We start from the raw sequence: 21,618 nt of genomic DNA, 5'->3' as shown, positions 1-21,618 counted from the left end.
CCGATGGCGATCCGGCCCCGGCGTGGGGACCGCTTCCCCCGGCATACCGCGTCCTACTTGCAGTACTCGCCGATCCTGTTGTTCTGTTCGGTGAGCTGTTTGGTCTGCTCATCGCTCCTGGCCCCGAGTGAGGTGCCGGCCACCTGCTTCATGATGTCCGCCATCTTCTGGATCGGGTCGGCCACCTCGGGCGCCACCTTGTCCGCGACCTCCTGGTAATGCTTGGAGATCTGTTCCGCCTGCTGCTGCTGGTTGCCGGTGGGGACGAAGGTGTCCTGGTTCAGGAACGCGCAGCTTTCCGGGATGCTCATCTTCGGCGTCGCGGTGCACCCGGTCAGCAGGACTCCGGCCAGCAGGACGACGGCGGGCAGCAGCTTTTTCACAGGGGGTCTCCTGGTGTTGCGGGAAGGGGTGTTCCGTCAAGCCTAGGCGACGGACTCCGGAGATGCCGAGCCGGTGCGGTAGACGAGGGCCGTCGCCGTGGCCGCAATGCCCTCGCCGCGGCCGGTGAAGCCCAGACCGTCGCTCGTCGTGGCCGAGACACTGACCGGGGCGCCCGCGGCTTCGCTGAGGACCCGCTGGGACTCCTCCCGGCGGGGGCCGAACTTGGGCCTGTTGGCCACGAACTGCACGGCGATGTTCCCGATCTCGAAGCCCTCGGCGCGGACTATCCGCGCAGCCTCGGCCAGCAGGATCACGCCGGACGCCCCGGCATACTCCGGGCGGTCGGTGCCGAAGTGCGTGCCGAGGTCCCCGACGCCGGAGGCGGAAAACAGGGCGTCGGCGGCCGCATGCGCGACGGGGTCGCCGTCGGAGTGGCCGGACAGTCCGCGCTCCCCGTCCCAGAACAGGCCGCCGAGCCAGAGCGGCTGGGGCGCGTCCTCGGGGGCGTAGGCGTGGACGTCGATGCCGATTCCGGTCCGCGGGATGACGGGCAGCGGGACGTTCTGATTCTCGGACATGCTCAGCCTTCCACCCAGCGGGCGCCCAGCGGGCCTTCGAGGAGACCCTCGGCGATGATCAGGTCCAGCGGGGTGGTGATCTTCAGCGACTGGCTGGCGCCGCGCACCGCGTGGACCGGGATGCCGAGGAGTTCCACCAGCATGGCGTCGTCGGTGACAGCGGCCGCCTGGCCGGCGTCGAGGGAGGCCGCCGTTTCGTGGGCGCGCCGGAGGGTGGCGAGCTCGAAGCCCTGCGGGGTCTGCACCGCCCGAAGGCTCTCCCGCGCCGCGGTGCCGGTGACGAGCTCCGGGGCGATGGCGGCGCCGTCGCCCGTGGTCGGTTCCACCGTCTTGACCGTGTCCACCACTGGCATGACCGGGATGACGGCGACTGCGCCGGCCGCCAGGGCCTGCGACACGCGGTGGAAGACAGCCTCCGGAGCCAGGGCGCGGGCGGCGTCGTGGACCAGGACGGCCTCGGTGGCCGGGAGGAGCGCGGCCAGCGCGGCCCGGACCGACGCGGCGCGGGTGGCGCCGCCGTCGACAACCGTCACGACCGGGAGCTGCAGGCCCTGGCCGGGCGCGGGCGTGCGCCGGTGCTCCGCCTTGAGCTCCTTGGTGAAGGCCTGACAAAGGGCGTGGAGTTCCGTATCGCCGGGAGGGATGGCGACGCAGATCTGCTGCGCGATCCCGGCCGCGGCGACCCCCCTGAGGGCGTGCGTGAGGATGCTGTCCCCGCCCAGCGGAACCTTGGCCTTTGGCATGCCGTAGCCGAGGCGCTGGCCGGAGCCGGCAGCCACGACGATGACTGCGGTGACGGGGCCGTCCGCTGACGTGTTGGTCGGTGCTGAGTCCATGCGCACAAGACTACGTCCCGGCGCCCCCGCGCATCCCATTGAGCTATCAGTCCTGGTGCTTCCGGGGCGTTGTGAACCACCAGAGCTGACAGCTCAACGCCGGAAAAGGGCAAAAGAAACCCCGGCAGCCGTTGAGCTACCGGGGTTCGATTCTTGTCTGTTCGACTTGCTTAGGAAGCCAAGACCTCGTCGAGAACGCTTGCAGCCTTCTCTTCATCAGTCTTTTCAGCCAGCGCCAGTTCTGAAATCAGAATCTGGCGTGCCTTGGCCAGCATGCGCTTCTCCCCTGCGGAGAGACCCCGGTCGTGATCGCGGCGCCACAGGTCGCGGACGACCTCTGCCACCTTGATGACGTCACCGGAAGCAAGCTTCTCCAGGTTTGCCTTGTATCGACGTGACCAGTTGGTGGGTTCTTCAGTGAACTCGGCCCGCAGCACTTCAAACACGTGCTCCAGACCTTCTTTGCCCACTACGTCCCGGACCCCAACAAGGTCAACGTTTTCTGCTGGAACTTCAATGGTCAGATCACCCTGAGCCACCTTGAGCTTGAGATACATCTTCTCTTCGCCCTTGACAGTGCGCATCTTGATTTCTTCAATTTTGGCTGCACCGTGGTGAGGGTAAACTACTGTCTCGCCGACCTCAAAAACCATGTGGACATTCCCCTTTCCCGCAGACCAGTTTATCACGCTTAAGGCATACGACTGCCATGGAACGCACCCAAGAACCGCGTGAATACAGGGAAAATGGCCTTAAACGGCACCTTCAGACCCCTTGACGAAAGCGGATATTAGTGCATTGCCCCGCCCCTGCCAAGGTCATCTGCCATCCCCCGCCGGCGCCCGGACGGCCACGGAGCCACGGGATTGTGTACGGCCCGAATCATCGTTTGGCGGGGATTGCCGATAGGCTATGGCTGAATAATGTTCCAAGACTCTCAAGGAGTGCGAGACGTGGGTTTCACTGCGACGAACCGGGGCCAGCGCGGCAAGCTGGCAATGGCAACGGCTGCTCTGGGCATCGGCCTGCTGTCCGTAACAGGCTGCGGCTACACTAACCCCCAGGCGACCGCCGCGGAGTACGCGGCCTCGGACGGAACGCAGGCCGACGTTGGCGCGCTTCAGCTGCGCAACATGATGATCATCTCCGCCGGCGAGGACAAGCCCGGCCGTGTGATCGGCGCCGTGTACAACTCCTCCTCCGAAGACGTGACGCTGACCATCGCCGGTGCCGGCGGTTCCCAGACCGAGGTCCCGGTCAAGCAGAACTCCTACACGCTGCTCAACGACTCCACCGACGAGGCCATCCTGAGCACCACCGGCGGCATCCCGGGTTCCCTCGTCGAGGTCAGCATCAGCGAGGACGGCACCAACCAGAAGGCCACGTTCAAGGTGCCCGTGCTGGACGGAACGATCACCGACTACAAGCAGTACCTGCCGGCCGGCAGCGAGCCCACCGGCTCGGCCACGCCGACCCCGTCTCCGACGAGCAGCGCGAACCACTAGCTTCCACTCCGAAAAGGAGGGGCGCCCGGTCACCGGGCGCCCCTCCTTCTCTGTGGGCTCTGTGGGCTCTGCCTGCTCTGTATGTGGTCCGCCCGGTCCGGGCCAGCGGTCCGCCGGGCTCAGGGCTCGAACTTGTAGCCCAGGCCGCGGACTGTGATGAGGTGCCGCGGCGCCGAAGGATCCGGTTCGATCTTGCTGCGGAGCCGCTTGACGTGGACATCGAGGGTCTTGGTGTCCCCCACATAGTCCGACCCCCAGACCCGGTCGATCAGCTGCCCGCGGGTCAGCACCCGGCCGGAGTTCCGCAACAGCATTTCCAGCAGTTCAAATTCCTTCAGCGGCAGGGACACCTGTTCGCTGCTGACCGTGACGACGTGCCGCTCGATATCCATCCGGACCGGTCCCGCCTGCACGGTGCTGGGCACCAAGTCCTCGGGCTCGCCCTGGCGGCGCAGCACGGCCCGGACCCGGGCCACCAGCTCCCGCGACGAGTAGGGCTTGGTGACATAGTCGTCGGCGCCGAGTTCCAGCCCGACGACCTTGTCGATCTCCGCGTCCTTCGCCGTCAGCATGATGACCGGGACGGACGAGCGCTGCCTCAGCTGCCGGCAGACCTCGGTGCCCGACTGTCCGGGCAGCTGCAGGTCCAGCAGCACCAGGTCGGCGCCGTTGCGGTCGAACTCGGTGATGGCGTCCAGTCCGTTGTCTACCACCTCCACCTCGAATCCTTCCTTGCCCAGTAGGTAGGACAGCGGGTCGCTGAACGACTCTTCGTCCTCGACAATCAGAATCCTGCTCAAGCGGTAGCTCCTTGCTCATGGGCGCCGGCGGCGTCCCGTCGTGTTGGTCTGGGGTGCTGGGTCGGGCCGTTGGCCGCGGACCGGGCGGCCGCCCGGTCCGCAGGTTCGCCCGCGTCTGCAACGCCGTCGAGGTCCTGGCCCTCCAGCTCCGGCAGCCGGATGGTGAAGGTGGAGCCCTGCCCGGGCTGCGACCAGAGGGTCACCTCGCCGCCATGGTTGGCGACCACGTGCTTGACGATGCTCAGGCCCAGGCCGGTGCCGCCGGTATGCCGTGACCGGGCGGCGTCCACGCGGTAGAAGCGCTCGAAGACGCGTTCCTGGTCCTCGGGGCTGAGCCCCTCGCCCTGGTCCGTGACGGAGACGGCCACGAGGCCGTCCTTGGACCGGATGCCGATGCCGACCCGGGTGTTTTCCGGGGAGTAGCGGATGGCGTTGTCGATCAGGTTCCGCAGCGCCGTCACGAGCTGGTCCTGGTCGCCGTAGACCATTGCATCCGTATGGCCGCCCACGACGAGGTCGATGTTCTTGCTTTCCGCCGGCAGCTGGGACCGGTCCACCGCTTCGGTGACGACGGTGTTGATGTCCACGGCCCGGCCCTGCTTCGCGACGTTAGAGCCCTGCAGCCGGGAGAGTTCGATGATGTCCTGCACCAGGGCCGCCAGCCGGGCGGATTCCTTGTGGGTGCGCCGGGCGAAGCGGCGCACCGCCTCCGGGTCATCGGCGGAGGACTCGAGCGCCTCGGCCAGCAGCGAGATGGCGCCGACCGGCGTCTTGAGTTCGTGCGAGACGTTGGCGACGAAGTCGTTGCGGACTTCCTCGGTGCGGGTGACCTCGGTCCGGTCGTCGGCCAGCAGCAGGATGTATTCCTCCGCGATCACGGCCGCCCGCACCTGGACCACGATGGTTCCCTGGCCCAGCGGGCCGCGCGGCAGTTCGAGGAGCCGTTCGAGGATGACGCCGTCGCGGCGCACCTTCGCGGTCATCTCCAGCAGCTGCTCATGGACCAGGGTGTGGCCGCGCACCAGTCCGTAGGCGTACGCGGCGGGACTGGCGCGGACGACGCCGTCGATCGCGTCCACCACGACAAACGCCCGGCCGACGGCGGCCAGCACCTCGGCGGCGCCGTCGGGCAGGGAGGGATCCTCGAACTCAACATCCACGAGCTTGCGCTGCTGCTCACTGACCCGGAAGGCGAGCACGCCGAAGACGCCAAGCGCCAGGCCGATCAGGCCGGCGATCACGCCGATAAGCATTGGGTCCACGGCTCCAGCTTATGCTCTGCCCCGCGTCGGAAACTGTAATCTCCCGCTATTCCCACTCCGGTTCAGCTAACGTTCATCTATTGGGGCGTAACAGTTCACCGGACGCTGGAACACTGGACAGTTGAAGCGCCGACAGGTGAACCGAAATGGGCCCGCCACTGTGGTGGCCGGCAATATTTCCAAGGAAAGGACGCACACGTGCGCAAGGTTTTTCAGGAAGAGCTCGCCCAAGTCGGGGATCAGCTCGTCGAAATCTCAAAGCTGGTCAGTGAAGCCATTGACAAGGCCACGACGGCCTTCGACGGCGCCGACATCGACCTGGCCGAGGACGTCATCGCGGCCGATGCACGGATCGACTTCCTGCAGAACAGCCTGGATGAGCGCGCCATCGACATCCTCGCCCTGCAGGGCCCCGTGGCCAGCGACCTGAGGATGATCGTGGGGTCCCTCCGGATGAGCGCCTCCCTGGAGCGGATGGGTGACCTCGCCCGCCACCTCGCCCAGCTGGCCCGGCTCCGCTACCCCGCCACCGTGGTGCCCGCCCAGCTGCGTGAGACGTTCAAAAGCTTCGCCGAGTATGACCTGCTGATCGCCCGGAAGCTCACGGTCCTGCTGGAAACCCGGGACCTTGAAGTGGCCCGGGACATCATGAAGGCCAACACCGCCGTGAACGACCTGCACCTGAGCGTCTTCCAGGCGATCGCCCGCAGCGACTGGCACGAGTCCCCCGCCACGACGGTCGACGTCGCCCTCGCCAGCCGCTACTTCGAGCGCTTCGCGGACCACGGCGTGTCCGTGGCGCAGAAGGTCACCTACCTGGTCACCGGCGCCTGGCAGCCGAACGGCATCGAGCACAGCTAGCCCTCCCAGGTTCGGGGCGGCAGACCGGACAGGAGCGCCGGACAGCACCGCAGCAGAAACAACGACGCCGGCCGGTCACCTTACGAGGTGACCGGCCGGCGTCGTACGTTTCCGTCGTGGTGCGGAGGGGCGCTACTTCTTGCCCTGGTTGGCGACTGCCTGGATCGCCTCGGCAGCGGCCTCGGGGTCGAGGTAGGTGCCGCCCGGATTCAGCGGCTTGAAGTTCTCGTCCAGTTCGTAGACCAGCGGGATGCCCGTGGGGATGTTCAGTCCGGCGATGGCCTCGTCGCTGATGCCGTCCAGGTGCTTGACGAGGGCGCGCAGCGAGTTGCCGTGCGCCGTGACCAGCACGGTTTTGCCGGCCTTGAGGTCTTCCTTGATGTCCGATTCCCAGTAGGGCAGCAGGCGGACCAGGACGTCCTTGAGGCATTCGGTGCGCGGCAGCGCGTCGCCGAGGTCCGCGTAGCGCGGGTCGTGCGCCTGGGAGAACTCGGAGTCGTCGTCCAGGGGCGGCGGCGGGGTGTCGTAGGACCGGCGCCAGGTCATGAACTGCTCCTCGCCGTATTCGGCGAGGGTCTGGGCCTTGTCCTTGCCCTGCAGGGCGCCGTAGTGGCGCTCGTTGAGCCGCCAGTCCCGCTTGACCGGGATCCAGCCGCGGTCGGCCTTGTCGAGCGTCATGTTGGCGGTGTTGATGGCCCGCTTCAGCAGCGAGGTGTACAGGATGTCCGGGAGGATGTTGTGCTCCACGAGAAGCTCTCCGCCGCGGATCGCCTCGGCCCGGCCCTGGTCGTTGAGGTCAACGTCCACCCAGCCGGTGAACAGGTTCTTGGCGTTCCATTCGCTGTGGCCGTGGCGCAGCAAAATCAGCTTATAAGTCATGGTTTTCATCCTAGCTGAGCGGCCCCGGGCAGTGCCGCGCGTTACAACGCCGGCGCAACACCGCAACGCCGGATCACTCCGCGCCCGTCCCGGGGCGCCGCGGGGGCCGGAACTGGCCCGCGCGGGTGGGACCGCGATGGAGGATAGGGTGGGCTGGTGGTGCAGAAGGCTGAGCGGGTGGCGTCCCCGCAACCCCATGTCATGGACAAACGCGGCATGGACAAACGCGGCATGGACAAACGCGGCATGGAAAAGCGCGGACCCCGGGCGGGCCGGCCGGTGGGCAACATTACCCGCGGCACGACCAACCCCAACCGGATGCGGCGGCTGGACCGCTGGCTGACCGGCCCGCAGGCCTGGCGCCTGCGGGCGGCGGCTGATCCCCTCGCCGTCGATCTGGGCTACGGCGCTTCCCCGGCCACCGCCGTCGAACTCTTTGAACGGCTCTCCGCGGTCCGGCCCGACGTGCGGGTGGTCGGCGTCGAAATCGAGCCCGAGCGTGTCAGGCTGGCCCGGGACCTGGAACGGCCCGGGCTAAGCTTCCGGCTGGGCGGCTTCGAACTGCCGGTGGCCGGCCCGTCCTGGTGCGGGCGTTCAACGTGCTCCGGCAGTACGAGGAGGCCGACGTCGCCGCGATCTGGCGCCTGGTGCAGGGGCGGCTGGCACCGGACGGGCTGTTCATCGACGGCACCTGCGACGAGATCGGCCGCCGGGTCACGTGGGTGGCGCTGGACGCCGAGCGGCCGCTGAGCCTGAGCCTGTCCATGCGGTTCGGCAGCTTTGCGCTGCCCTCTGAGGTGGCCGAGCGGCTCCCGAAAGCCCTGATCCACCGCAACGTGCCGGGCGAGCGGATCCAGACCTTCCTGCAGGCGATGGACCAGGCCTGGCTGGAGGCCGCGCCGCTGGCGTCGTTCGGGCACCGGCAGCGCTGGACGGCGATGTGCCGGGCACTGCTCGACGCCGGCTGGCCGGTCCAGGATGGTCCGGCCCGGTGGCGGCTGGGCGAACTGACGGTGGGCTGGGACGCCGTCGCGCCGGGTCCCTAAGAGGACTCTGAGTGGGACGCTGACGTCACCAGGGGCCGTAGGGCCCCGTATTGCGGCTCCCGCCGCGGCCCGCGTCCTTGACGGCGGGGCGGACGTCGGCGAGGTAAACGGAGGCCGCGGTCACGGCGGCGAGGCCGAACAGTCCCAGCGGGCCCAGGAGGCCTCCGCCGCCGCCGCCCAGCAGGGAGAGCAGGCCCACGGCCATGGCGCCGCCGGTGACGGCCAGCCAGAAAGTCTTGGTGCGCTTGGAGACGGCTTCAAAAGCGTTCGCCTTGTGCCGCAGGCAATCGAAGAAAGCCCATACCTCTAGGGCCAGGGCTACGAGGGCCAGGAGAAAGTAGATCCCGGTCTCGACATAGTAAATAAGCGCTCGTCCGTCCATGCCCCCAGCCTAGCCGCCCAAACCGGCCAAGGCCTGCTCCAAATCGGCCCAAAGGTCCTCGACGTTTTCGATGCCCACGCTCATCCGGACCAGGTTGTCGGGCACGCTGGCCGGCTCGGCCGTGTGCCGGCGCCGCCGTTCGATCAGCGACTCCACCCCTCCCAGGGAGGTGGCCGGCAGCCACAGCTTCAGGGCCCGGATCATCTTGTCCGCGGCATCGGCCCCGCTGAGGCCGCTGATGTGACTGCCGCCGCCGCTGTTCCCGCCGCCGGCGACCGGGGCCATTTCAATGCACAGCACGGAGCCGAAGCCCTTCATCTGGCTCTTGGCCCGTTCGTGGCCGGGGTCCGAGGGAAGTCCCGGGAACCGGATGCTGCCGACCCTGGGGTGCGTGCTCAGCCGCCCGGCCAGCACTGCCGCCGAGGTCTGTGAGCGCTCGACCCGCAGGGCCAGGGTGCGCAGCCCCCGCAGCGCCAGCCAGGCCTCGAAGGGCCCGGCGATCCCGCCGTGGATGGTGCGCTGGTGCAGCAGCGCGGCGCGCAGTCCGGCGTCGGACGTCACCAGGGCGCCCAGCACGACGTCGGAGTGGCCGGAGAGGTATTTCGTCACCGAGTGCAGGACGACGTCGGAGCCCAGCGCCAGCGGCTGCTGCACGAGCGGGGTGGAGAACGTGTTGTCCGTGACGACGACGGCACCCGCCGCGTGCGCGGCGGTTGTGAGGGCGCGGATGTCCGCGACGCCCAGCATCGGGTTGGTGGGGCTCTCCAGCCAGAGCATGCTGGCCGGGCGCCCATCCGCCGGGGCGAGCTGCGCCAGGACCGCGTCGGTGTCCGCGATGTCCACAGTGCGTAGTTCCAGGAACCCCTTCGCGGCCAGTTCCGTGGCCATCACCAGGGAACCGGCGTAGCTGTGGGACGGCATGACCAGCACTCCCCCGGCAGGAACCAGGGACAGCGCGGAGCTGACGGCGGCGAGGCCGGAGGCATAGAGCAGGCCGGGGAGCTCGGCGCCCTCCAGCTGGGCGAGGGCTTCCTCGAAGGGGTCCCAGGTGGGGTTGGAATACCGCCCGTAGCCGCGGTCGCCGTCGCCCAGCGGTCCCGTGCCGTAATAGGTCGAGGAGAGCACCAGCGGGGGGTTGACCGGTTCGTCGCGTTCACGCGGCGGGCGGCCCGCCGCCACCACAACCGTTTCTGCGGAGAGGGAGGCTGCCTGTGCATCGGAAAGACTCATGGTCACAGGGTACTTCGGCGCCCCGCAGGGCGCCCAAGGCGTTACGTGCACTCACGTGGCTGTCAGGGATTGTCGGTACGCTAGAGCTGTGACTACCCATAACCCCGGACTGTTTATCGCCTTCGAGGGCGGAGACGGCGCCGGCAAGTCCACGCAGGCAGCCGAGCTGGCGTCGGCCCTTGAATCGCGCGGCCTCAAGGTGCTGCGGACCAGGGAGCCGGGCGGCACTCCCATCGGCGAAAAGCTCCGTTCCCTGGTCCTGGACCACGGGCACGGCCACATCGATGCGCACACCGAAGCCCTGATCTTCGCGGCCTCCCGCGCCGCCCATGCCAGCCAGGTGATCCGCCCGGCCCTGGAGCGCGGCGAGATCGTCCTCACGGACCGCTATATCGATTCCTCCGTCGCTTACCAGGGCGCCGGCCGGGATCTGGGCACCGACGCCGTCCGGGACATCAACGAGTGGGCCACCTCGGGCCTGCTCCCGGACCTGACGGTGCTGCTCGATGTTGACCCCGGGGTCGGCCGGCGCCGCCGCACCGCGGGCGACGCGGCCGAAGACCGGCTGGAATCCGAGGCGGACGAGTTCCACGCCAGGATCCGCACCGCGTTCCTCGCCCTCGCCGCCGCCCGGCCCGAGCAGTATCTCGTCCTTCCCGCCCATCTCCCGGTCGAGCAGCTGGCGGTGCGGATCCTCGAACGGGTCGAGTCGCTGCTGGCGCTCCGCCGGGGCGTGACCGCATGAGCGTCTGGGACGACCTCCAGGGCCAGCCCGCCGTCGTGGCCCAACTGCGCCAGGCTGCCGGGGGCGACGGCCTGACCCATGCGTGGCTTTTCACCGGTCCGCCGGGTTCCGGGCGGTCCAACGCGGCGAAGGCCTTCGCCGCCGCCTTGAACTGCGACCAGGACGATGTCAGCCGGCGCGGCTGCGGAGAATGCGCGGCCTGCCTGACCATCCTGGGGGAAACCCACTCCGACGTCGCGTTCGTGCGGACCGAGAAGGTCACCATCACCATCGACGAGGCCCGCGAGCTGGTTTCCACGGCCGGCAACCGGCCGTCCTCGGCGCGCTGGCGCATCATCGTCGTGGAGGACGCGGACCGCATGGCGGAACGCACCACCAACGTGCTGCTCAAGGCGATCGAGGAACCGACCCCCCGCACCATCTGGATGCTGTGCGCGCCCTCGCCGGCCGACGTCCTGGTCACCATCCGCTCCCGGTGCCGGGCCGTGGCGTTGCGGCTCCCGCCCGCGGCCGACGTCGCGGCCCTGCTGGTCAAGCGCGACGGCGTCGACCCCGCCGTCGCCGAACGTGCGGCCCGGGCGGCGCAAAGCCATGTCGGGATCGCCCGCCGGCTGGCACGGGACCCCGAAGCCCGCGAGCGGCGGCTCGAAACCGTGCGGTTCCCGCTGGGCCTCCGTGGCGTCACCGCCGCGGTCCTGATGGCGGAAAAGCTCGTCAAGATCGCCACCGAGGAAGCCAACAGCTCCAACGACGAGCGCGACGCGGCGGAAAAAGCCGCGCTCCTCGCCACCCTCGGCGCGCCCGAGAGCGGCACGCTGCCGCCGGCCATGCGCGGCCAGGTCAAGCAGCTCGAGGACGACCAGAAGCGCCGCGCCAAGCGTTCGGTGACCGACTCCCTCGACCGCACCCTGACTGATCTGCTGTCCTTCTACCGGGACGTGCTGATCATCCAGATGGGGAACGCCGTCGAGCTGGTCAACGTTGAACTCAGGAGCGAACTCGTGGAGTTCGCCCGCCAGTCCTCCGCCGAAACAACACTTGCCCGCATGGACGCCATCAACAAGGCCCGCAAACGGATCACGACTTCCAACGTGGCACCGCTGCTGGCCATCGAGTCGATGGCCGCCAGCCTCATCTGAGGGATCATAGAGTAACCTTCCCCGATGAACCGACCATCAGCCCAGCCCCCAGCACCTGTCCGGTGCGCAGTGCCAGCCCCCTCCGTTCCGATCCTCCAAGGAGAACCGCATGAAGTCTGCACGAGCAGTGCCCGCCAGATCCCGATCCCTTGCGATCGGCATGCGGGCAGCCGGCGCCATGGCCCTGGCCGTGGTGCTCTCCTCGTGCGCCCTGTTCGGTGCCGGTGACGGCGGGGCAAAAAGCGCCAGCACCCCCAATCCCGAGATCGCGTCCTCCGCGCCCGCCGAACTCCGCAGCTACTACACGCAAAAGGCCGACTGGACGGCCTGCGAGTCGGACCTTGAGTGCGCCAAGATTAAGGTTCCGCTGGACTACAGCAAGCCCGACGGCGACAGCATCGAGATCGCGGCGATCAAGCTCTCTACGAAGGGCAACAGCAAGGGCAGCCTGCTCATCAACCCGGGCGGACCCGGCGGCTCCGGCTATGACTTCGTCAAGGACGCCGGAGCCACGCACTTCTCGGAGAAGCTCCGCGCCAACTTCGACATCGTGGGCTTCGACCCCCGCGGCGTAAAACGCTCCGCCCCGGTGACCTGCCTGACGGATCCGGAACGCGACGCCTCCCGCGCGAAGATTTACGATCTGGACACCGACGCCGGCCTGGCCGAAACCCTGGCGGACAACCAGGTGATCGCCGCCAAGTGCGAGGAAAAGACCGGGCCCGTCCTCAGCAAGGTCGACACCGAGAGCTCCGCCAGGGACCTCGACATCCTGCGCGCTGCCGTGAACGACACGAAGCTGAACTACATGGGGTTCTCCTACGGGACGTTCCTCGGTTCGACGTACGCCTCGCTGTTCCCTGACAACGTCGGCAGAATGGTCCTGGACGGCGCGATGGACCCCTCCCTCAGCTATGAGGAGCTCACCAGCGGTCAGGCCAAGGCCTTTGAAAAAGCCCTCCGCGCCTACGTGGAGAACTGCCTCCAGTCCGATGGCTGCCCGCTCAGCGGCGGGGTTGACGACGGGATCGGGCAGATCCGGGACCTGATCGCAGCGGTGGAGGCGAACCCGATGCGCGCCAAGGACGGCAGGATGGTCTCGGCCTCCACCCTGGTCACCGGCATGATCGTCCCGCTGTACAACGACGACAACTGGCCGTTGCTCACGCAGGCCCTCGGCGCGGCCCTGAAGAATGACGCCTCGCCGTTCCTGCGGCTGGCCGACTTCAACGCCGAACGTGAACCCAACGGCAGCTATTCGTCGAACAGCACCTTTGCCTTCAGCGCCATCAACTGCCTGGACCACCCGATGGTCACGGACACTGCGGGGATGCGCGCGGACGACCAGCAGCTCCGGCTGGATTCGCCCACGTTCGGCAAATACTTCGCCTACGGCGGCACCAGCTGCAAGGAATGGCCGTACCAGAACGTCCGCACCCCGGCGCCGGTGGAGTACCAAGGCTCGACCGACATCCTGGTGATCGGCACCACCGGCGACCCGGCCACCCCGGTGGAATGGGCGAGCGAGCTGCGCAAGCAGCTCGGTAACGCCTCGCTGCTGACGTGGCAGGGAGAGGGCCACACGGCCTACGGCCGCTCCAACGACTGCGTCGGCAGTGCCGTGGACAGTTACCTGGTCGACGGCAAGACCCCGGCGGATAACACCGTCTGCTGAGGCGGTCGCCACTCATTTTGACCCGGGCCGGAGGACTCAACTACAGTTATCTCTGGCTGAAGCGCCCGGGCAAACGCCCGGACATTTCAGGCGGTTGCTTCCTTAGCTCAGTTGGTAGAGCGTCTCACTCGTAATGAGAAGGTCGCCAGTTCGATTCTGGCAGGAAGCTCGGGAAGAACCCCCGGAAATCAATGATTTCCGGGGGTTCTGTTGTTTTCGCTGACAAACGGCCTCCTCTGGTCCCGTCCGGGGCCTTACCGAAGCTCCTGTGCCTCCACGATGAACCGTGTGCCTTGTTCCTTGCCGGTGCGTGTGCGCCACGCTTCGTACTGCTCTGTGGTTTCTGGGTTCCAGTAGGCGATCTTCTGCCCGCGGTTCAAGGTAATGGTGTTGTGATGGGTGTTCATCCCAGCGGGTATCTGCCCGTCACCACTGCACCGTGCGTAGTTGTCCTTGGCGCGGATGAACTGGTTGCGGGTTATCTCAATCTCGCAAGGTAGCTGGACACCATAGGTCAGCAGGTGCGTTCCCGTACCGTCCCTGTCGGGCCTGACGTCAGCTGCCCAGGACTTCCCTGCGTCAACGCATACGTTGTCCGTGAACGTGCACCGGATATGCCCGGTACCGGCCGCCGATGTGCCCTGGGACCATACCTCAAAGCTTTGGTTGCAATTCTCAATGCGGTTGTTGCGGAAGTGTATGTCGGTCCACGCAACTCTTCCGTGCGCCGCTGTCCCCTGCATGGTGTAGCCCACATCGTAGGTTTGCCGGATGGTGTTGTTTTCAAAGAGGTTGTCCGCCGCCCCTATCCACACCTCCAGGCCGTTGCCATAACGCGTGGTCCCGGACAGTTGCGAACCGCCGATCTCCTCTATCAGACAGTCGCCTATATAGACGTGCTCTGAGGAAATACTGGTCATGCCGTGCGCCCCGTGCCCTGCCAGGTGCAGGCCGGTTACCCGGTTGTTCGACGAGGGCTGGAAGCCGTTCTGCTTGACTGCGAACGAGACCCCTTCGCCGGGCATGGTGTCGCCCTTGACGTAGACATGGGTGGCGTCGCTGAAGAAGTCCCACTGGTTGACCAAGGTGCCGAGACTCCACCGCTTGTGGCCGTTGATGATGCCAGCGACCTTCAGGAAGCCAACGTCTGTGGAGGTGGCCGTGGTGTTGCCGGTGTACTGCCCGGAACCTGCCGTCAGGTTAAGCTTCCAGACGCCGGGCGCGTGCTGTACCCATGCAGCCTTACTGACTTTGTAGCCATTGATCGTGGGCCGCGCACCGGTACCGTACGCACCGAAGGCAAGGACACCAGCGGAGCCTTGGACGTCGGGGACCTGGAGAGACCCGTAGAACGTGTCCCCGCGTTTCAGCAGTACAGTATCGCCCCGCCGCAGCTCCCCTCCGGCCACCGCAGCCCTGATCCTTGCTAACGACGCCCACGGTGCGGTCTCCGTGCCGGGGTTGGCATCCGAGCCTGCAGCACTGACATACCGCGCTTTTGGCACGGCATTCGGCCTTGCCGACTCCATGATCGCCCCGGCAACCGCCAGCGCCACACCCGCCTGCAGGACTGTACGCCGATTCAAGGTGGCCATGATTCCTCCCGAAGGTCGCATGACATTCCTTAACGCCAGTGTGCAACAACACCGGGGCACCTCCGCAAGCCTAAATATGAATAGGCAGAGTGCTGAAGGCCAACGGCAGCAGACCCTCCGATCGCGACCTGCACGACCGCGCTGGTAGAATCAACGCTGCACCATAAAGTCCGGGCTGGAATCAGTCCGTCACTTTCGTCACCAACGGCCGATGGTTGGCTGACGTCGCGGGCTTCTGTCTAAACCACTCGTAATGAGCAGGTTGCCAGTTCGATTCTGGCGGGAAGCTCCGGTCTTCACCTATCGGCCCCGGCCTTCTCGTCGGGGCCGTTCTTTTTGCCCCGCCACGCGGCCATGAATGGCGCATTCCGTCCTGCCCCGCGCCTTCGGCGCTGCGCGGGACGAAGCCACCAAACAGAGCGTGAGCTCCAGGAGTAGTACATGAAGAAGCGCACAACACTGTTTTCCGGTGCGGCCGTCGCGGCCGTGCTGTCCCTCACGGCGTCCCTCGGCGCCGCCGCGGCACCGGCGACAGCCCCGGCCGCGCCCGCCGCCGCAGGCTCCTACACGTGCACCCTCAAGATCAGGGATGGCGTGCCGCCCTGCACCCTCCTGACGGCGCCCGTGCCCGCCGCCGCAGCCATCGAAGCCGCGGCCGTGGCTCCCGCACCGGCGGCGGAACCAGCCGGTGCGGAGCCAGCCCCCGCGGCGGCTGCCCCGGCACCCGCCGCGGCCCCGCCCGCCGCCGTCGTGCTGGCTTCGACCGGCACCGCAATGATGCCCCTGGGCGTCCCCGGTGCGTGGTCGCAGACCTTCAGCGATGACTTCAACGGAACCACCCTCGACACCGGCAAGTGGTCGAGTTCCTGGTTCGGCGGCGGAACGATGAACAAGGTCAAAACCAACCCGGCCAACGTCTCTGTCGGCGGCGGAAACCTCTCCCTGAAACTCTCGGACGCCGGCACCGGCGCCCTGGTGTCCTCGAACCCGAAGGACGCCGCCAAGACCGGTTATGAGTTCCGGACCGGCTACACCGAGGCCCGCATCTCCTTCCCCGGCAACGGAACGGTGCTGCACAACTGGCCGGCATGGTGGACCACCGGACAGTCCTGGCCGGCAACGGGCGAGAACGACATCGCCGAAGTGCTCAAGGGAAAGCTGACGTCCAACTACCACTCGGGCTCCGGAACGCACAACCAGGGCACGATTGCCGGCAACTGGGGGAACGAGTACCACACGTACGGCCTGTGGCGGAAGGGAAACCTCTCGGAGGTCTACGTCGACGGGGTCAAGGTGAAGTCCTTCCCCACCGACGACGGCAACGCCCCCCAGTACCTCGTGTTGAACGTCGGTAAGGCGAGCACCAGCACCGCGTACGGGCCGGCCTCCGAGATGAAGGTCGACTACGTCCGGGCCTGGCAGTAACAGGCAAACCACGGGAGTGAAGCCCTCAAAGGGGTCCGGCTACACCGTCACGGCTGCGCTGATGCTGGCCTTACCCCAGCTGCTCCTCGCCCTGCCGGCCACCGCCGCCCCCTGCGATCCCAAGGGTGTGAGCGTGCCGGCGCGTGACTGCCCGACGCCTCGGAACCGTCCCATCCCGGCACCTGTTCCGACAGCCAGCGCCACCGTCGTGCCGGCGGCCCCGTCGATCCCGTCCGTCACCGCCCCTGCGCCGCCGATTTCCGAGGCCCCAGCCCCGGCAGCTACCCCGGAGGGAACACCGGCCGGCGGACCCGGTGCCCTTCCGCCGGCGGAAGTGGCACCGGCCTCCCCCTCCGGCGGCGCACCAATGCCGACCCCGACGGCGGATCCTGCCGCCACAGCGACGCAGGCCTCCGACCGGGGCGTCCGCGGCCTGCCCGGCGCGATCCTGCTGGCGCTCGGCGGTCTGCTGGTCGCGGTGTGGGCGTTCCTGGATCTCCGCAAGCCCGTTTAGCAGCGGGATCCGGGGTGGATCTTCACCCGCCGGTCCGCGCCTCCCGGCGCCGGCCGGCCGCCCGCAGGACGATCTTCCGGAGCTCATCGAACCACAACACGGTCGAGGCCATCGCAACGCAGACCGCCCAGTGGCCGGAGTCCAGGGACGCCGTCCCGAAGGCCCGCTGCAGGAAGGGCAGCTCGACGACCGCCACCTGGAGCACCGTCGCCAGCAGCACCGACCCCCAGAGCCATTTGTTCACGAAGAGCCGGCGGAAGGCCGACGTCGTCTCCGAACGGGAGTTGAAGGCGTTGAACAGCTGGGCGAACACGAGGGTGGTGAAGCCGGCGGTCCGTGCGACGTCGAGGGAGTCGCTGCCGCCCGGGACCAGCCCGCCGGGCAGGAAGATATCGATGGTCAGCAGCGACGCCACGCCCATGACCAGGCCGATGCTCAGGATACCCAGCCACATCCGCGTGCCCAGGATCCGGTCGCCGCGCCGACGGGGCCGGCGCGCCATGACGTCGTCAATTTCCGGGTCCACACCCATCGCTAGGGCGGGGCCTGAATCGGTCACGAGATTGATCCACAGGATCTGCGTCGCCAGCAGCGGCACCGCGACTTCGCCGGGGCTCGCTCCGGCCAGGCCCATGGCCCCGGCGAACACGACGCCAAGGAAGACCGTGAACACCTCGCCCATGTTCGAGGACAGCAGGTAGCGCAGGAACTTTTCGATGTTCTCGAAGATGACCCGGCCCTGGCGCACCGCGGAGACGATCGTGGCGAAGTTGTCGTCGCCGAGGATCATGTTCGAGGCCTCTTTGGTGACCTCGGTGCCCGTGACGCCCATGGCGATGCCGATGTCCGCGGTTTTCAGCGCCGGAGCGTCGTTGACACCGTCCCCGGTCATCGCCACCACGTTGCCCTGGGCCTGCAGGGCAGTGATGATCTGCAGTTTGTTCTGCGGTGCCACCCGCGCATACACCGAGGCGTCCCGGGTGAGCGCGCGCAGCCCGTCGTCGTCCAGTTCGTCCAGCTCCGCGCCCGTCACCGCCTGCTCCCCCGGCTTGGCGATCCCAAGGTCCCGGGCGATCCGGGCCGCGCTGAGCGGGTGGTCCCCGGTGATCATCACGACGCGGATGCCCGCCCGCCGTGCCTCGGCCACCGCGGAGGCCGCTTCGGCGCGGGGCGGGTCCAGGATTCCGACGACGCCGACATACACCAGCGTGCTCTCGTCCTCCTCGTCGAGGATGTCCGCTTCGTGACGGTCCGCTTCGGTGTATCGGCGGTAGGCCACGCCGAGCGTGCGGAAGGCCTGGGACGAGAGCTCCTCGACGTCGCGGAGCGCCCGGGCCCGGCGGTCCGCGTCCATCGGAACAACCTCCCCGCCGAGCTGCAGCCCGGTGCAGCGTTTCAGCAGGACGTCCGGGGCGCCCTTGGTGACGAGGGACAACGTGTCGGCCTCGCGGTGGCGGGCCAGCGCGGACATCAGTTTCCGCTCGGAGGTGAAGGGAATTTCGCCAAGGCGCTCGAACTCCCCGGTCCTGTCCGTGACCCCTTCAAGCTTGCGGGCCGCGACAAGGAACGCCGCTTCCGTCGGGTCGCCCTGGATCTCCCATTCGCCGCCGCGCTCCAGCAGCTGCGCGTTGTTGGCGAAGGAGCCCCCGGCCAGCACCATGTGTGCCTCCTGGAGCAGCGCCGGATCACGGACTTCGTGGCCGTGGTGGAGCACACTGCCCTCCGGCCGGTACCCGACACCGGTGAGCTCGACCTGGCCGGAGGCGGTGATGATCCTGCAGATGGTCATCTCGTTGCGGGTTAGCGTTCCGGTCTTGTCCGAGGCAATGACCGAAGCGGAGCCAAGGGTTTCCACCGAGTGCAGCTCCTTGACCACGGCGTTGCGTTTGGCCATGTTCTGGACGCCGATGGCGAGCACCACGGAGAGGATGGCGGGCAGACCCTCCGGCACCGCGGCCACCGCAAGCGAGACCCCGAGCAACAGGACGGTGACGAGCCCGCTCAGCGTCGACACCCCGTTGACGATGATGATGGTGCCCATTACGACGACGGCGATCGCGATCACGGTGATGCCGAGCAGCTTGCTGACGCCGGCGATTTCGCGCTGCAGCGGGGTGGGGGCGTCCTCGGCGGCGGCCAGCATTCCCGCGATCGCGCCGACCTCGGTGTCCATCGCGGTTCCGGTCACCACGGCCCGGCCCACGCCCTGCGCCACGGCCGTCCCCTTGTACACCATGTTCAGCCGGTCTCCGAGGGGGACGTCGCCGCTGAGGACCCTGGGGTTCTTGAAGACGGGGGCGCTTTCGCCGGTCAGCGAGGACTCGGCAACGCCCAGGGAACTTGCCGTGATCAGCCGGGCGTCGGCACCGACGGAGTCCCCTTCGTTGAGAACCAGGATGTCACCGCGCACCAGTTCCGCGGACGGCACGGTCTTTAGTTGGCCGTCCCGCAGCACCGTGGAGTTCGCTGCGGTCATCAGCCGAAGCGCCGCGACGGCGCTCTCGGCCTTGTTTTCCTGCACGAAGCCCAGGACGCCGTTGAACAGGACCACGGCCCCGATGACGAGGGCGTCAACCGGCACACCGGCGGCACCTTCCACCGCCCAGGCAACAACCGAGATGGCGATGGCGGCCAGCAGCAGGTAGATCAGCGGGTCCTGGAACTGCCGCAGGATCTTCCGCCACAGCGGCACCGGCGGTGCGGAACGGAGTTCATTGGCGCCGTAGAGCGCCAGGCGCCGACCCGCTTCGTCCGAGTCCAGCCCTGTCTCCGGGCTGACCTCGAGCGTGTCCAGGGCCTCGAGGGCACGGCGGAGGTGCCACGGGAGGGCCCCGGCGGAGGCGCCCGCGGCGGAGGCCGGGATGGACGGTCCGTGCCCCGTGGTGCCGGGACCGGCGCCGCGTGATGGTTCGCTCAACGGGCCCAGACGGAAGCCGCACCGGAATGGCCGGTGATGACGCTCTGGTAGACGAAGAAAGCGCCGGCTGCCGCTGCGACGACCAGCAGGGTCAGCCGGAGGGCACGGTTGGTGCGCAGAGGGCCCAGAAAGGCGAAACGCCGTCCGATGGGCTCGTGGCTCACGATCAGCGCCGCCGCCACAACCACGAAGAACACCACGGAAACGGCCTTGAGTACGTCCCCCTGTTCCGCATGTTCCCGGACCAGAGCAGACGAGGGGCGGGCCTTCTCCAGCTGCTCCCCGGCCTCTGCGGTCAGGAGGGACAACGGAACCAGACCCAGGGACAACACTCCCAGCGGCCAGGCCAGGTACCCGCGCCAGCGGGGCGCGGAAGCGTAGGCAATCGCGGCCAGACCGGCGATCGGAGCCAGCACGACGACGGCATGGATGAGCAGGATGTGGGCCGGGAGGCCAGCTATTTCGATCATGTGTGCCTCTCTGCGTGAGAACCGCCCGGTGGCGGCGTCGTATCCACGGGCAGGCTTCTATGATTCTTGCATGGGAGAGCAGGGGCTGGCGGACGTTGCGGCACGGCTCTATGCCCTCCCGTTCGACGATTTTGTCGCCGCACGGACAGCTGCGGCCAAGGACGCGGCTGCCGCGAAGGAGGGGCGGACCCTCGCCGCGGAGGTGCGGTCCCTGCCCAAGCCGTCCGTGGCGGCGTGGACGGTGAACATGCTCGCTGCCCGCCGGCCGGAAACCCTCCGGGAACTCGCCGGGCTGGGGACGTCGATGCGCGCGGCGCAGTCTTCTCTCGACGCCCCGGAACTGAGGCGTCTGGGACAAGAACGGCGTCAATTGCTGGCCAGCGCAGTCAGGGCAGCGAGGGAGGTCGCCGAGCAGCAGGGCCGGAAGATCAGCCGTGCGATCGCGGCGGAGGTCGAAGCGACCCTGCGCGCGGCGACAGCGGATGCGGGGGCCGCGGCCGCCGTGCAGTCCGGCCGCCTGCTCCGGGGGCTGTCCGCCGACGGCGTGGACGTGGTGGACCTGTCAGGCGCCGTCGCGCTGCCCGGCCTGGCGCTTCCCGCGGAGGCTGAACCGGTCCCCGCCGGTTCAGCCGGCGAGGCGGTGCGGGCCGGGACCGCGGCCCGGACCGGGACCGCAGCCCGGATCGGGACCGCGGCCGGGATCGGGACCACGGCCGGGAAAGCGGCGGAGAAGCCCCGGTTGCGCGCTGTCCGGCAGGAACCTCGGCGGTCCACACCCTCCGCGCTGGAACGGGCCCGGGCGCTGCTCAAGGATGCCGAAGATGCCGCCGCAACGGCCGCGCAGGAGGCCCGGCAGCAAGAGGAGGAGCTGGCCGAGTCCACGGCACTGGCCGCAGCCCTCGCCGACGCGGTGGATACGCTGCGGGAACAGCTCTCCGAGCGCGAGCAGGAGCTCAAGGCTGCCAGGAAACGGCGGGAACTGGCCGCCGCCCGGGCGCAGCAGGCGGCCCGGGCGGCGGCGAAGACGCGGCGCACCGAGGACCTTGCCCGGGAACGGGTGCTGCGGCTGGGCAACACACCGCACTGATGACCGGAAAGTGTCGGGGGCCGGCGCCACACTTAATGCATGGAAACCAACCAGTACTTTGAAGTCACGTACCTGGACACGGACTGCGGCCGCATCCGCACCGAGACCTTCGACGACGTTTCCGACGCCGAACGCTTCGCCAGCCGCCGGGTGGCCGACGAGCACGGCTGGGCCATCATTGACGCGGTGCCGGTGCAGGAAGGCCGCAGGGCCGCCTAGTAATACTGCCCGGGAGATTGATTGAGGTCGTGTGAGGACCCGCCGGTCAGGCAGCTGCTTGCTCCTCAA

21 protein-coding genes, 1 tRNA gene and 1 pseudogene are annotated in these 21,618 nt (G+C 68.1%); 11 read left to right on the top strand and 12 right to left on the bottom strand.

Going from position 1 to position 21,618, the window contains the following annotated elements; genetic code table 11:
- Window positions 1-53: 53 nt before the first annotated feature.
- The 4 genes from AC06G6_RS03270 to AC06G6_RS03255 all read right to left on the bottom strand — a co-directional run bounded on the left by AC06G6_RS03270 (window position 54) and on the right by AC06G6_RS03255 (window position 2,451).
- The gene (locus tag AC06G6_RS03270) at window positions 54-383 is read right to left on the bottom strand and encodes a hypothetical protein (RefSeq protein ID WP_479826318.1); all 330 of its coding nucleotides are present in this window, start codon (window positions 381-383) and stop codon (window positions 54-56) included.
- A gap of 42 nt (window positions 384-425) precedes the next feature.
- Window positions 426-962, bottom strand: coding sequence for a 2-C-methyl-D-erythritol 2,4-cyclodiphosphate synthase (gene ispF, locus AC06G6_RS03265; protein ID WP_479826316.1), 537 nt, complete (start codon window positions 960-962; stop codon window positions 426-428).
- A 2-nt stretch (window positions 963-964) separates the two neighbouring features.
- The gene (gene ispD / locus AC06G6_RS03260) at window positions 965-1,798 is read right to left on the bottom strand and encodes a 2-C-methyl-D-erythritol 4-phosphate cytidylyltransferase (RefSeq protein WP_479826314.1); all 834 of its coding nucleotides are present in this window, start codon (window positions 1,796-1,798) and stop codon (window positions 965-967) included.
- Window positions 1,799-1,968: 170 nt separating this feature from the next.
- Window positions 1,969-2,451, bottom strand: coding sequence for a CarD family transcriptional regulator (locus AC06G6_RS03255; protein ID WP_024367191.1), 483 nt, complete (start codon window positions 2,449-2,451; stop codon window positions 1,969-1,971).
- A 300-nt stretch (window positions 2,452-2,751) separates the two neighbouring features.
- On the opposite strand from AC06G6_RS03255, the gene AC06G6_RS03250 reads away from it, so the two are divergent.
- A complete protein-coding gene (locus AC06G6_RS03250; RefSeq protein ID WP_479826312.1) occupies window positions 2,752-3,303 on the top strand; it encodes a hypothetical protein in 552 nt (183 codons plus the stop codon).
- 119 nt (window positions 3,304-3,422) lie between these two features.
- Here AC06G6_RS03250 and AC06G6_RS03245 read toward each other — a convergent pair whose 3' ends face one another.
- Both AC06G6_RS03245 and AC06G6_RS03240 read right to left on the bottom strand, forming a co-directional pair.
- Window positions 3,423-4,103: a response regulator transcription factor gene (locus AC06G6_RS03245; RefSeq protein WP_307462304.1), complete on the bottom strand. Its 681-nt coding sequence runs from the start codon at window positions 4,101-4,103 to the stop codon at window positions 3,423-3,425.
- Window positions 4,100-5,356 (bottom strand): sensor histidine kinase, encoded by a 1,257-nt coding sequence (locus AC06G6_RS03240; RefSeq protein ID WP_479828519.1) that lies wholly within the window; start codon window positions 5,354-5,356, stop codon window positions 4,100-4,102. Before AC06G6_RS03240 ends, AC06G6_RS03245 begins: the two co-directional genes overlap by 4 nt.
- 207 nt (window positions 5,357-5,563) lie before the next feature.
- Between AC06G6_RS03240 and phoU the strand changes: the two genes are divergently transcribed.
- Window positions 5,564-6,226, top strand: a complete 663-nt coding sequence (gene phoU / locus AC06G6_RS03235) for a phosphate signaling complex protein PhoU (RefSeq protein WP_307462303.1) — start codon at window positions 5,564-5,566, stop codon at window positions 6,224-6,226.
- A 132-nt stretch (window positions 6,227-6,358) separates the two neighbouring features.
- On the opposite strand, the gene AC06G6_RS03230 is transcribed toward phoU, so the two are convergent.
- Window positions 6,359-7,105 (bottom strand): phosphoglyceromutase, encoded by a 747-nt coding sequence (locus AC06G6_RS03230; protein WP_307462301.1) that lies wholly within the window; start codon window positions 7,103-7,105, stop codon window positions 6,359-6,361.
- Window positions 7,106-7,336: 231 nt separating this feature from the next.
- Between AC06G6_RS03230 and AC06G6_RS03225 the strand changes: the two are divergent.
- Window positions 7,337-8,151 (top strand): annotated as a pseudogene (locus AC06G6_RS03225) (class I SAM-dependent methyltransferase).
- Window positions 8,152-8,176: 25 nt separating this feature from the next.
- Here the strand turns inward: AC06G6_RS03225 and AC06G6_RS03220 are convergent.
- Window positions 8,177-8,533: a DUF2516 family protein gene (locus AC06G6_RS03220; RefSeq protein ID WP_307462298.1), complete on the bottom strand. Its 357-nt coding sequence runs from the start codon at window positions 8,531-8,533 to the stop codon at window positions 8,177-8,179.
- 9 nt (window positions 8,534-8,542) lie between these two features.
- Window positions 8,543-9,763: a trans-sulfuration enzyme family protein gene (locus AC06G6_RS03215; protein ID WP_479826306.1), complete on the bottom strand. Its 1,221-nt coding sequence runs from the start codon at window positions 9,761-9,763 to the stop codon at window positions 8,543-8,545.
- Window positions 9,764-9,851: 88 nt separating this feature from the next.
- On the opposite strand from AC06G6_RS03215, the gene tmk reads away from it, so the two are divergent.
- The 4 genes from tmk (at window position 9,852) to AC06G6_RS03195 (ending at window position 13,491) form a co-directional block, all read left to right on the top strand.
- Window positions 9,852-10,508 (top strand): dTMP kinase, encoded by a 657-nt coding sequence (gene tmk / locus AC06G6_RS03210; RefSeq protein WP_479826304.1) that lies wholly within the window; start codon window positions 9,852-9,854, stop codon window positions 10,506-10,508.
- Window positions 10,505-11,647, top strand: a complete 1,143-nt coding sequence (locus AC06G6_RS03205; protein ID WP_307462289.1) for a DNA polymerase III subunit delta' — start codon at window positions 10,505-10,507, stop codon at window positions 11,645-11,647. The genes tmk and AC06G6_RS03205 overlap by 4 nt, the downstream gene beginning before the upstream one ends.
- Before the next feature lie 109 nt (window positions 11,648-11,756).
- A complete protein-coding gene (locus AC06G6_RS03200; protein ID WP_479826301.1) occupies window positions 11,757-13,322 on the top strand; it encodes an alpha/beta hydrolase in 1,566 nt (521 codons plus the stop codon).
- A 96-nt stretch (window positions 13,323-13,418) separates the two neighbouring features.
- A tRNA-Thr gene (locus tag AC06G6_RS03195) sits at window positions 13,419-13,491 on the top strand.
- Window positions 13,492-13,576: 85 nt separating this feature from the next.
- Here the strand turns inward: AC06G6_RS03195 and AC06G6_RS03190 are convergent.
- Window positions 13,577-14,917: a right-handed parallel beta-helix repeat-containing protein gene (locus AC06G6_RS03190; RefSeq protein WP_479826299.1), complete on the bottom strand. Its 1,341-nt coding sequence runs from the start codon at window positions 14,915-14,917 to the stop codon at window positions 13,577-13,579.
- A 441-nt stretch (window positions 14,918-15,358) separates the two neighbouring features.
- Here AC06G6_RS03190 and AC06G6_RS03185 point away from each other — a divergent pair, with 441 nt between their 5' ends.
- Entirely contained in the window at window positions 15,359-16,342 is a 984-nt protein-coding gene (locus tag AC06G6_RS03185; RefSeq protein WP_479826297.1) for a glycoside hydrolase family 16 protein, read from the top strand.
- A gap of 16 nt (window positions 16,343-16,358) precedes the next feature.
- A complete protein-coding gene (locus AC06G6_RS03180; protein ID WP_479826295.1) occupies window positions 16,359-16,856 on the top strand; it encodes a hypothetical protein in 498 nt (165 codons plus the stop codon).
- 22 nt (window positions 16,857-16,878) lie between these two features.
- Here AC06G6_RS03180 and AC06G6_RS03175 read toward each other — a convergent pair whose 3' ends face one another.
- Both AC06G6_RS03175 and AC06G6_RS03170 read right to left on the bottom strand, forming a co-directional pair.
- A complete protein-coding gene (locus AC06G6_RS03175; RefSeq protein ID WP_479826293.1) occupies window positions 16,879-19,773 on the bottom strand; it encodes a cation-translocating P-type ATPase in 2,895 nt (964 codons plus the stop codon).
- On the bottom strand, window positions 19,770-20,243 hold the full coding sequence (locus AC06G6_RS03170; protein WP_479826291.1) for a hypothetical protein: 474 nt from the start codon (window positions 20,241-20,243) through the stop codon (window positions 19,770-19,772). Before AC06G6_RS03170 ends, AC06G6_RS03175 begins: the two co-directional genes overlap by 4 nt.
- Before the next feature lie 70 nt (window positions 20,244-20,313).
- Between AC06G6_RS03170 and AC06G6_RS03165 the strand changes: the two genes are divergently transcribed.
- Together AC06G6_RS03165 and AC06G6_RS03160 are read left to right on the top strand one after the other, a co-directional pair.
- On the top strand, window positions 20,314-21,330 hold the full coding sequence (locus AC06G6_RS03165; protein ID WP_479826289.1) for a hypothetical protein: 1,017 nt from the start codon (window positions 20,314-20,316) through the stop codon (window positions 21,328-21,330).
- 39 nt (window positions 21,331-21,369) lie between these two features.
- Window positions 21,370-21,549 carry a hypothetical protein gene (locus AC06G6_RS03160; protein ID WP_307462273.1) on the top strand — a complete coding sequence of 60 codons (180 nt, stop codon included), beginning with the start codon at window positions 21,370-21,372 and terminating at the stop codon, window positions 21,547-21,549.
- Window positions 21,550-21,618: the final 69 nt, after the last annotated feature.

It is taken from the genome of Arthrobacter sp. CJL-S3 (genome assembly GCF_056711635.1).
The sequence above is the reverse complement of the archived record's forward strand: the minus strand, read 5'-3'. Positions and strand labels throughout refer to the sequence as shown.

What these genes read in the sequence shown, in the direction of transcription:
- AC06G6_RS03170 (WP_479826291.1), bottom strand. Translation starts at nt 20,243, where the DNA reads ATGATCGAAATAGCTGGCCTCCCGGCCCACATCCTGCTCATCCATGCC.
- ispF (WP_479826316.1), bottom strand. Translation starts at nt 962, where the DNA reads ATGTCCGAGAATCAGAACGTCCCGCTGCCCGTCATCCCGCGGACCGGA.
- AC06G6_RS03190 (WP_479826299.1), bottom strand. Translation starts at nt 14,917, where the DNA reads ATGGCCACCTTGAATCGGCGTACAGTCCTGCAGGCGGGTGTGGCGCTG.
- AC06G6_RS03160 (WP_307462273.1), top strand. Translation starts at nt 21,370, where the DNA reads ATGGAAACCAACCAGTACTTTGAAGTCACGTACCTGGACACGGACTGC.
- AC06G6_RS03220 (WP_307462298.1), bottom strand. Translation starts at nt 8,533, where the DNA reads ATGGACGGACGAGCGCTTATTTACTATGTCGAGACCGGGATCTACTTT.
- AC06G6_RS03230 (WP_307462301.1), bottom strand. Translation starts at nt 7,105, where the DNA reads ATGACTTATAAGCTGATTTTGCTGCGCCACGGCCACAGCGAATGGAAC.
- AC06G6_RS03200 (WP_479826301.1), top strand. Translation starts at nt 11,757, where the DNA reads ATGAAGTCTGCACGAGCAGTGCCCGCCAGATCCCGATCCCTTGCGATC.
- AC06G6_RS03255 (WP_024367191.1), bottom strand. Translation starts at nt 2,451, where the DNA reads ATGGTTTTTGAGGTCGGCGAGACAGTAGTTTACCCTCACCACGGTGCA.
- ispD (WP_479826314.1), bottom strand. Translation starts at nt 1,798, where the DNA reads ATGGACTCAGCACCGACCAACACGTCAGCGGACGGCCCCGTCACCGCA.
- AC06G6_RS03165 (WP_479826289.1), top strand. Translation starts at nt 20,314, where the DNA reads ATGGGAGAGCAGGGGCTGGCGGACGTTGCGGCACGGCTCTATGCCCTC.
- AC06G6_RS03215 (WP_479826306.1), bottom strand. Translation starts at nt 9,763, where the DNA reads ATGAGTCTTTCCGATGCACAGGCAGCCTCCCTCTCCGCAGAAACGGTT.
- AC06G6_RS03185 (WP_479826297.1), top strand. Translation starts at nt 15,359, where the DNA reads ATGAAGAAGCGCACAACACTGTTTTCCGGTGCGGCCGTCGCGGCCGTG.
- AC06G6_RS03205 (WP_307462289.1), top strand. Translation starts at nt 10,505, where the DNA reads ATGAGCGTCTGGGACGACCTCCAGGGCCAGCCCGCCGTCGTGGCCCAA.
- AC06G6_RS03240 (WP_479828519.1), bottom strand. Translation starts at nt 5,356, where the DNA reads ATGCTTATCGGCGTGATCGCCGGCCTGATCGGCCTGGCGCTTGGCGTC.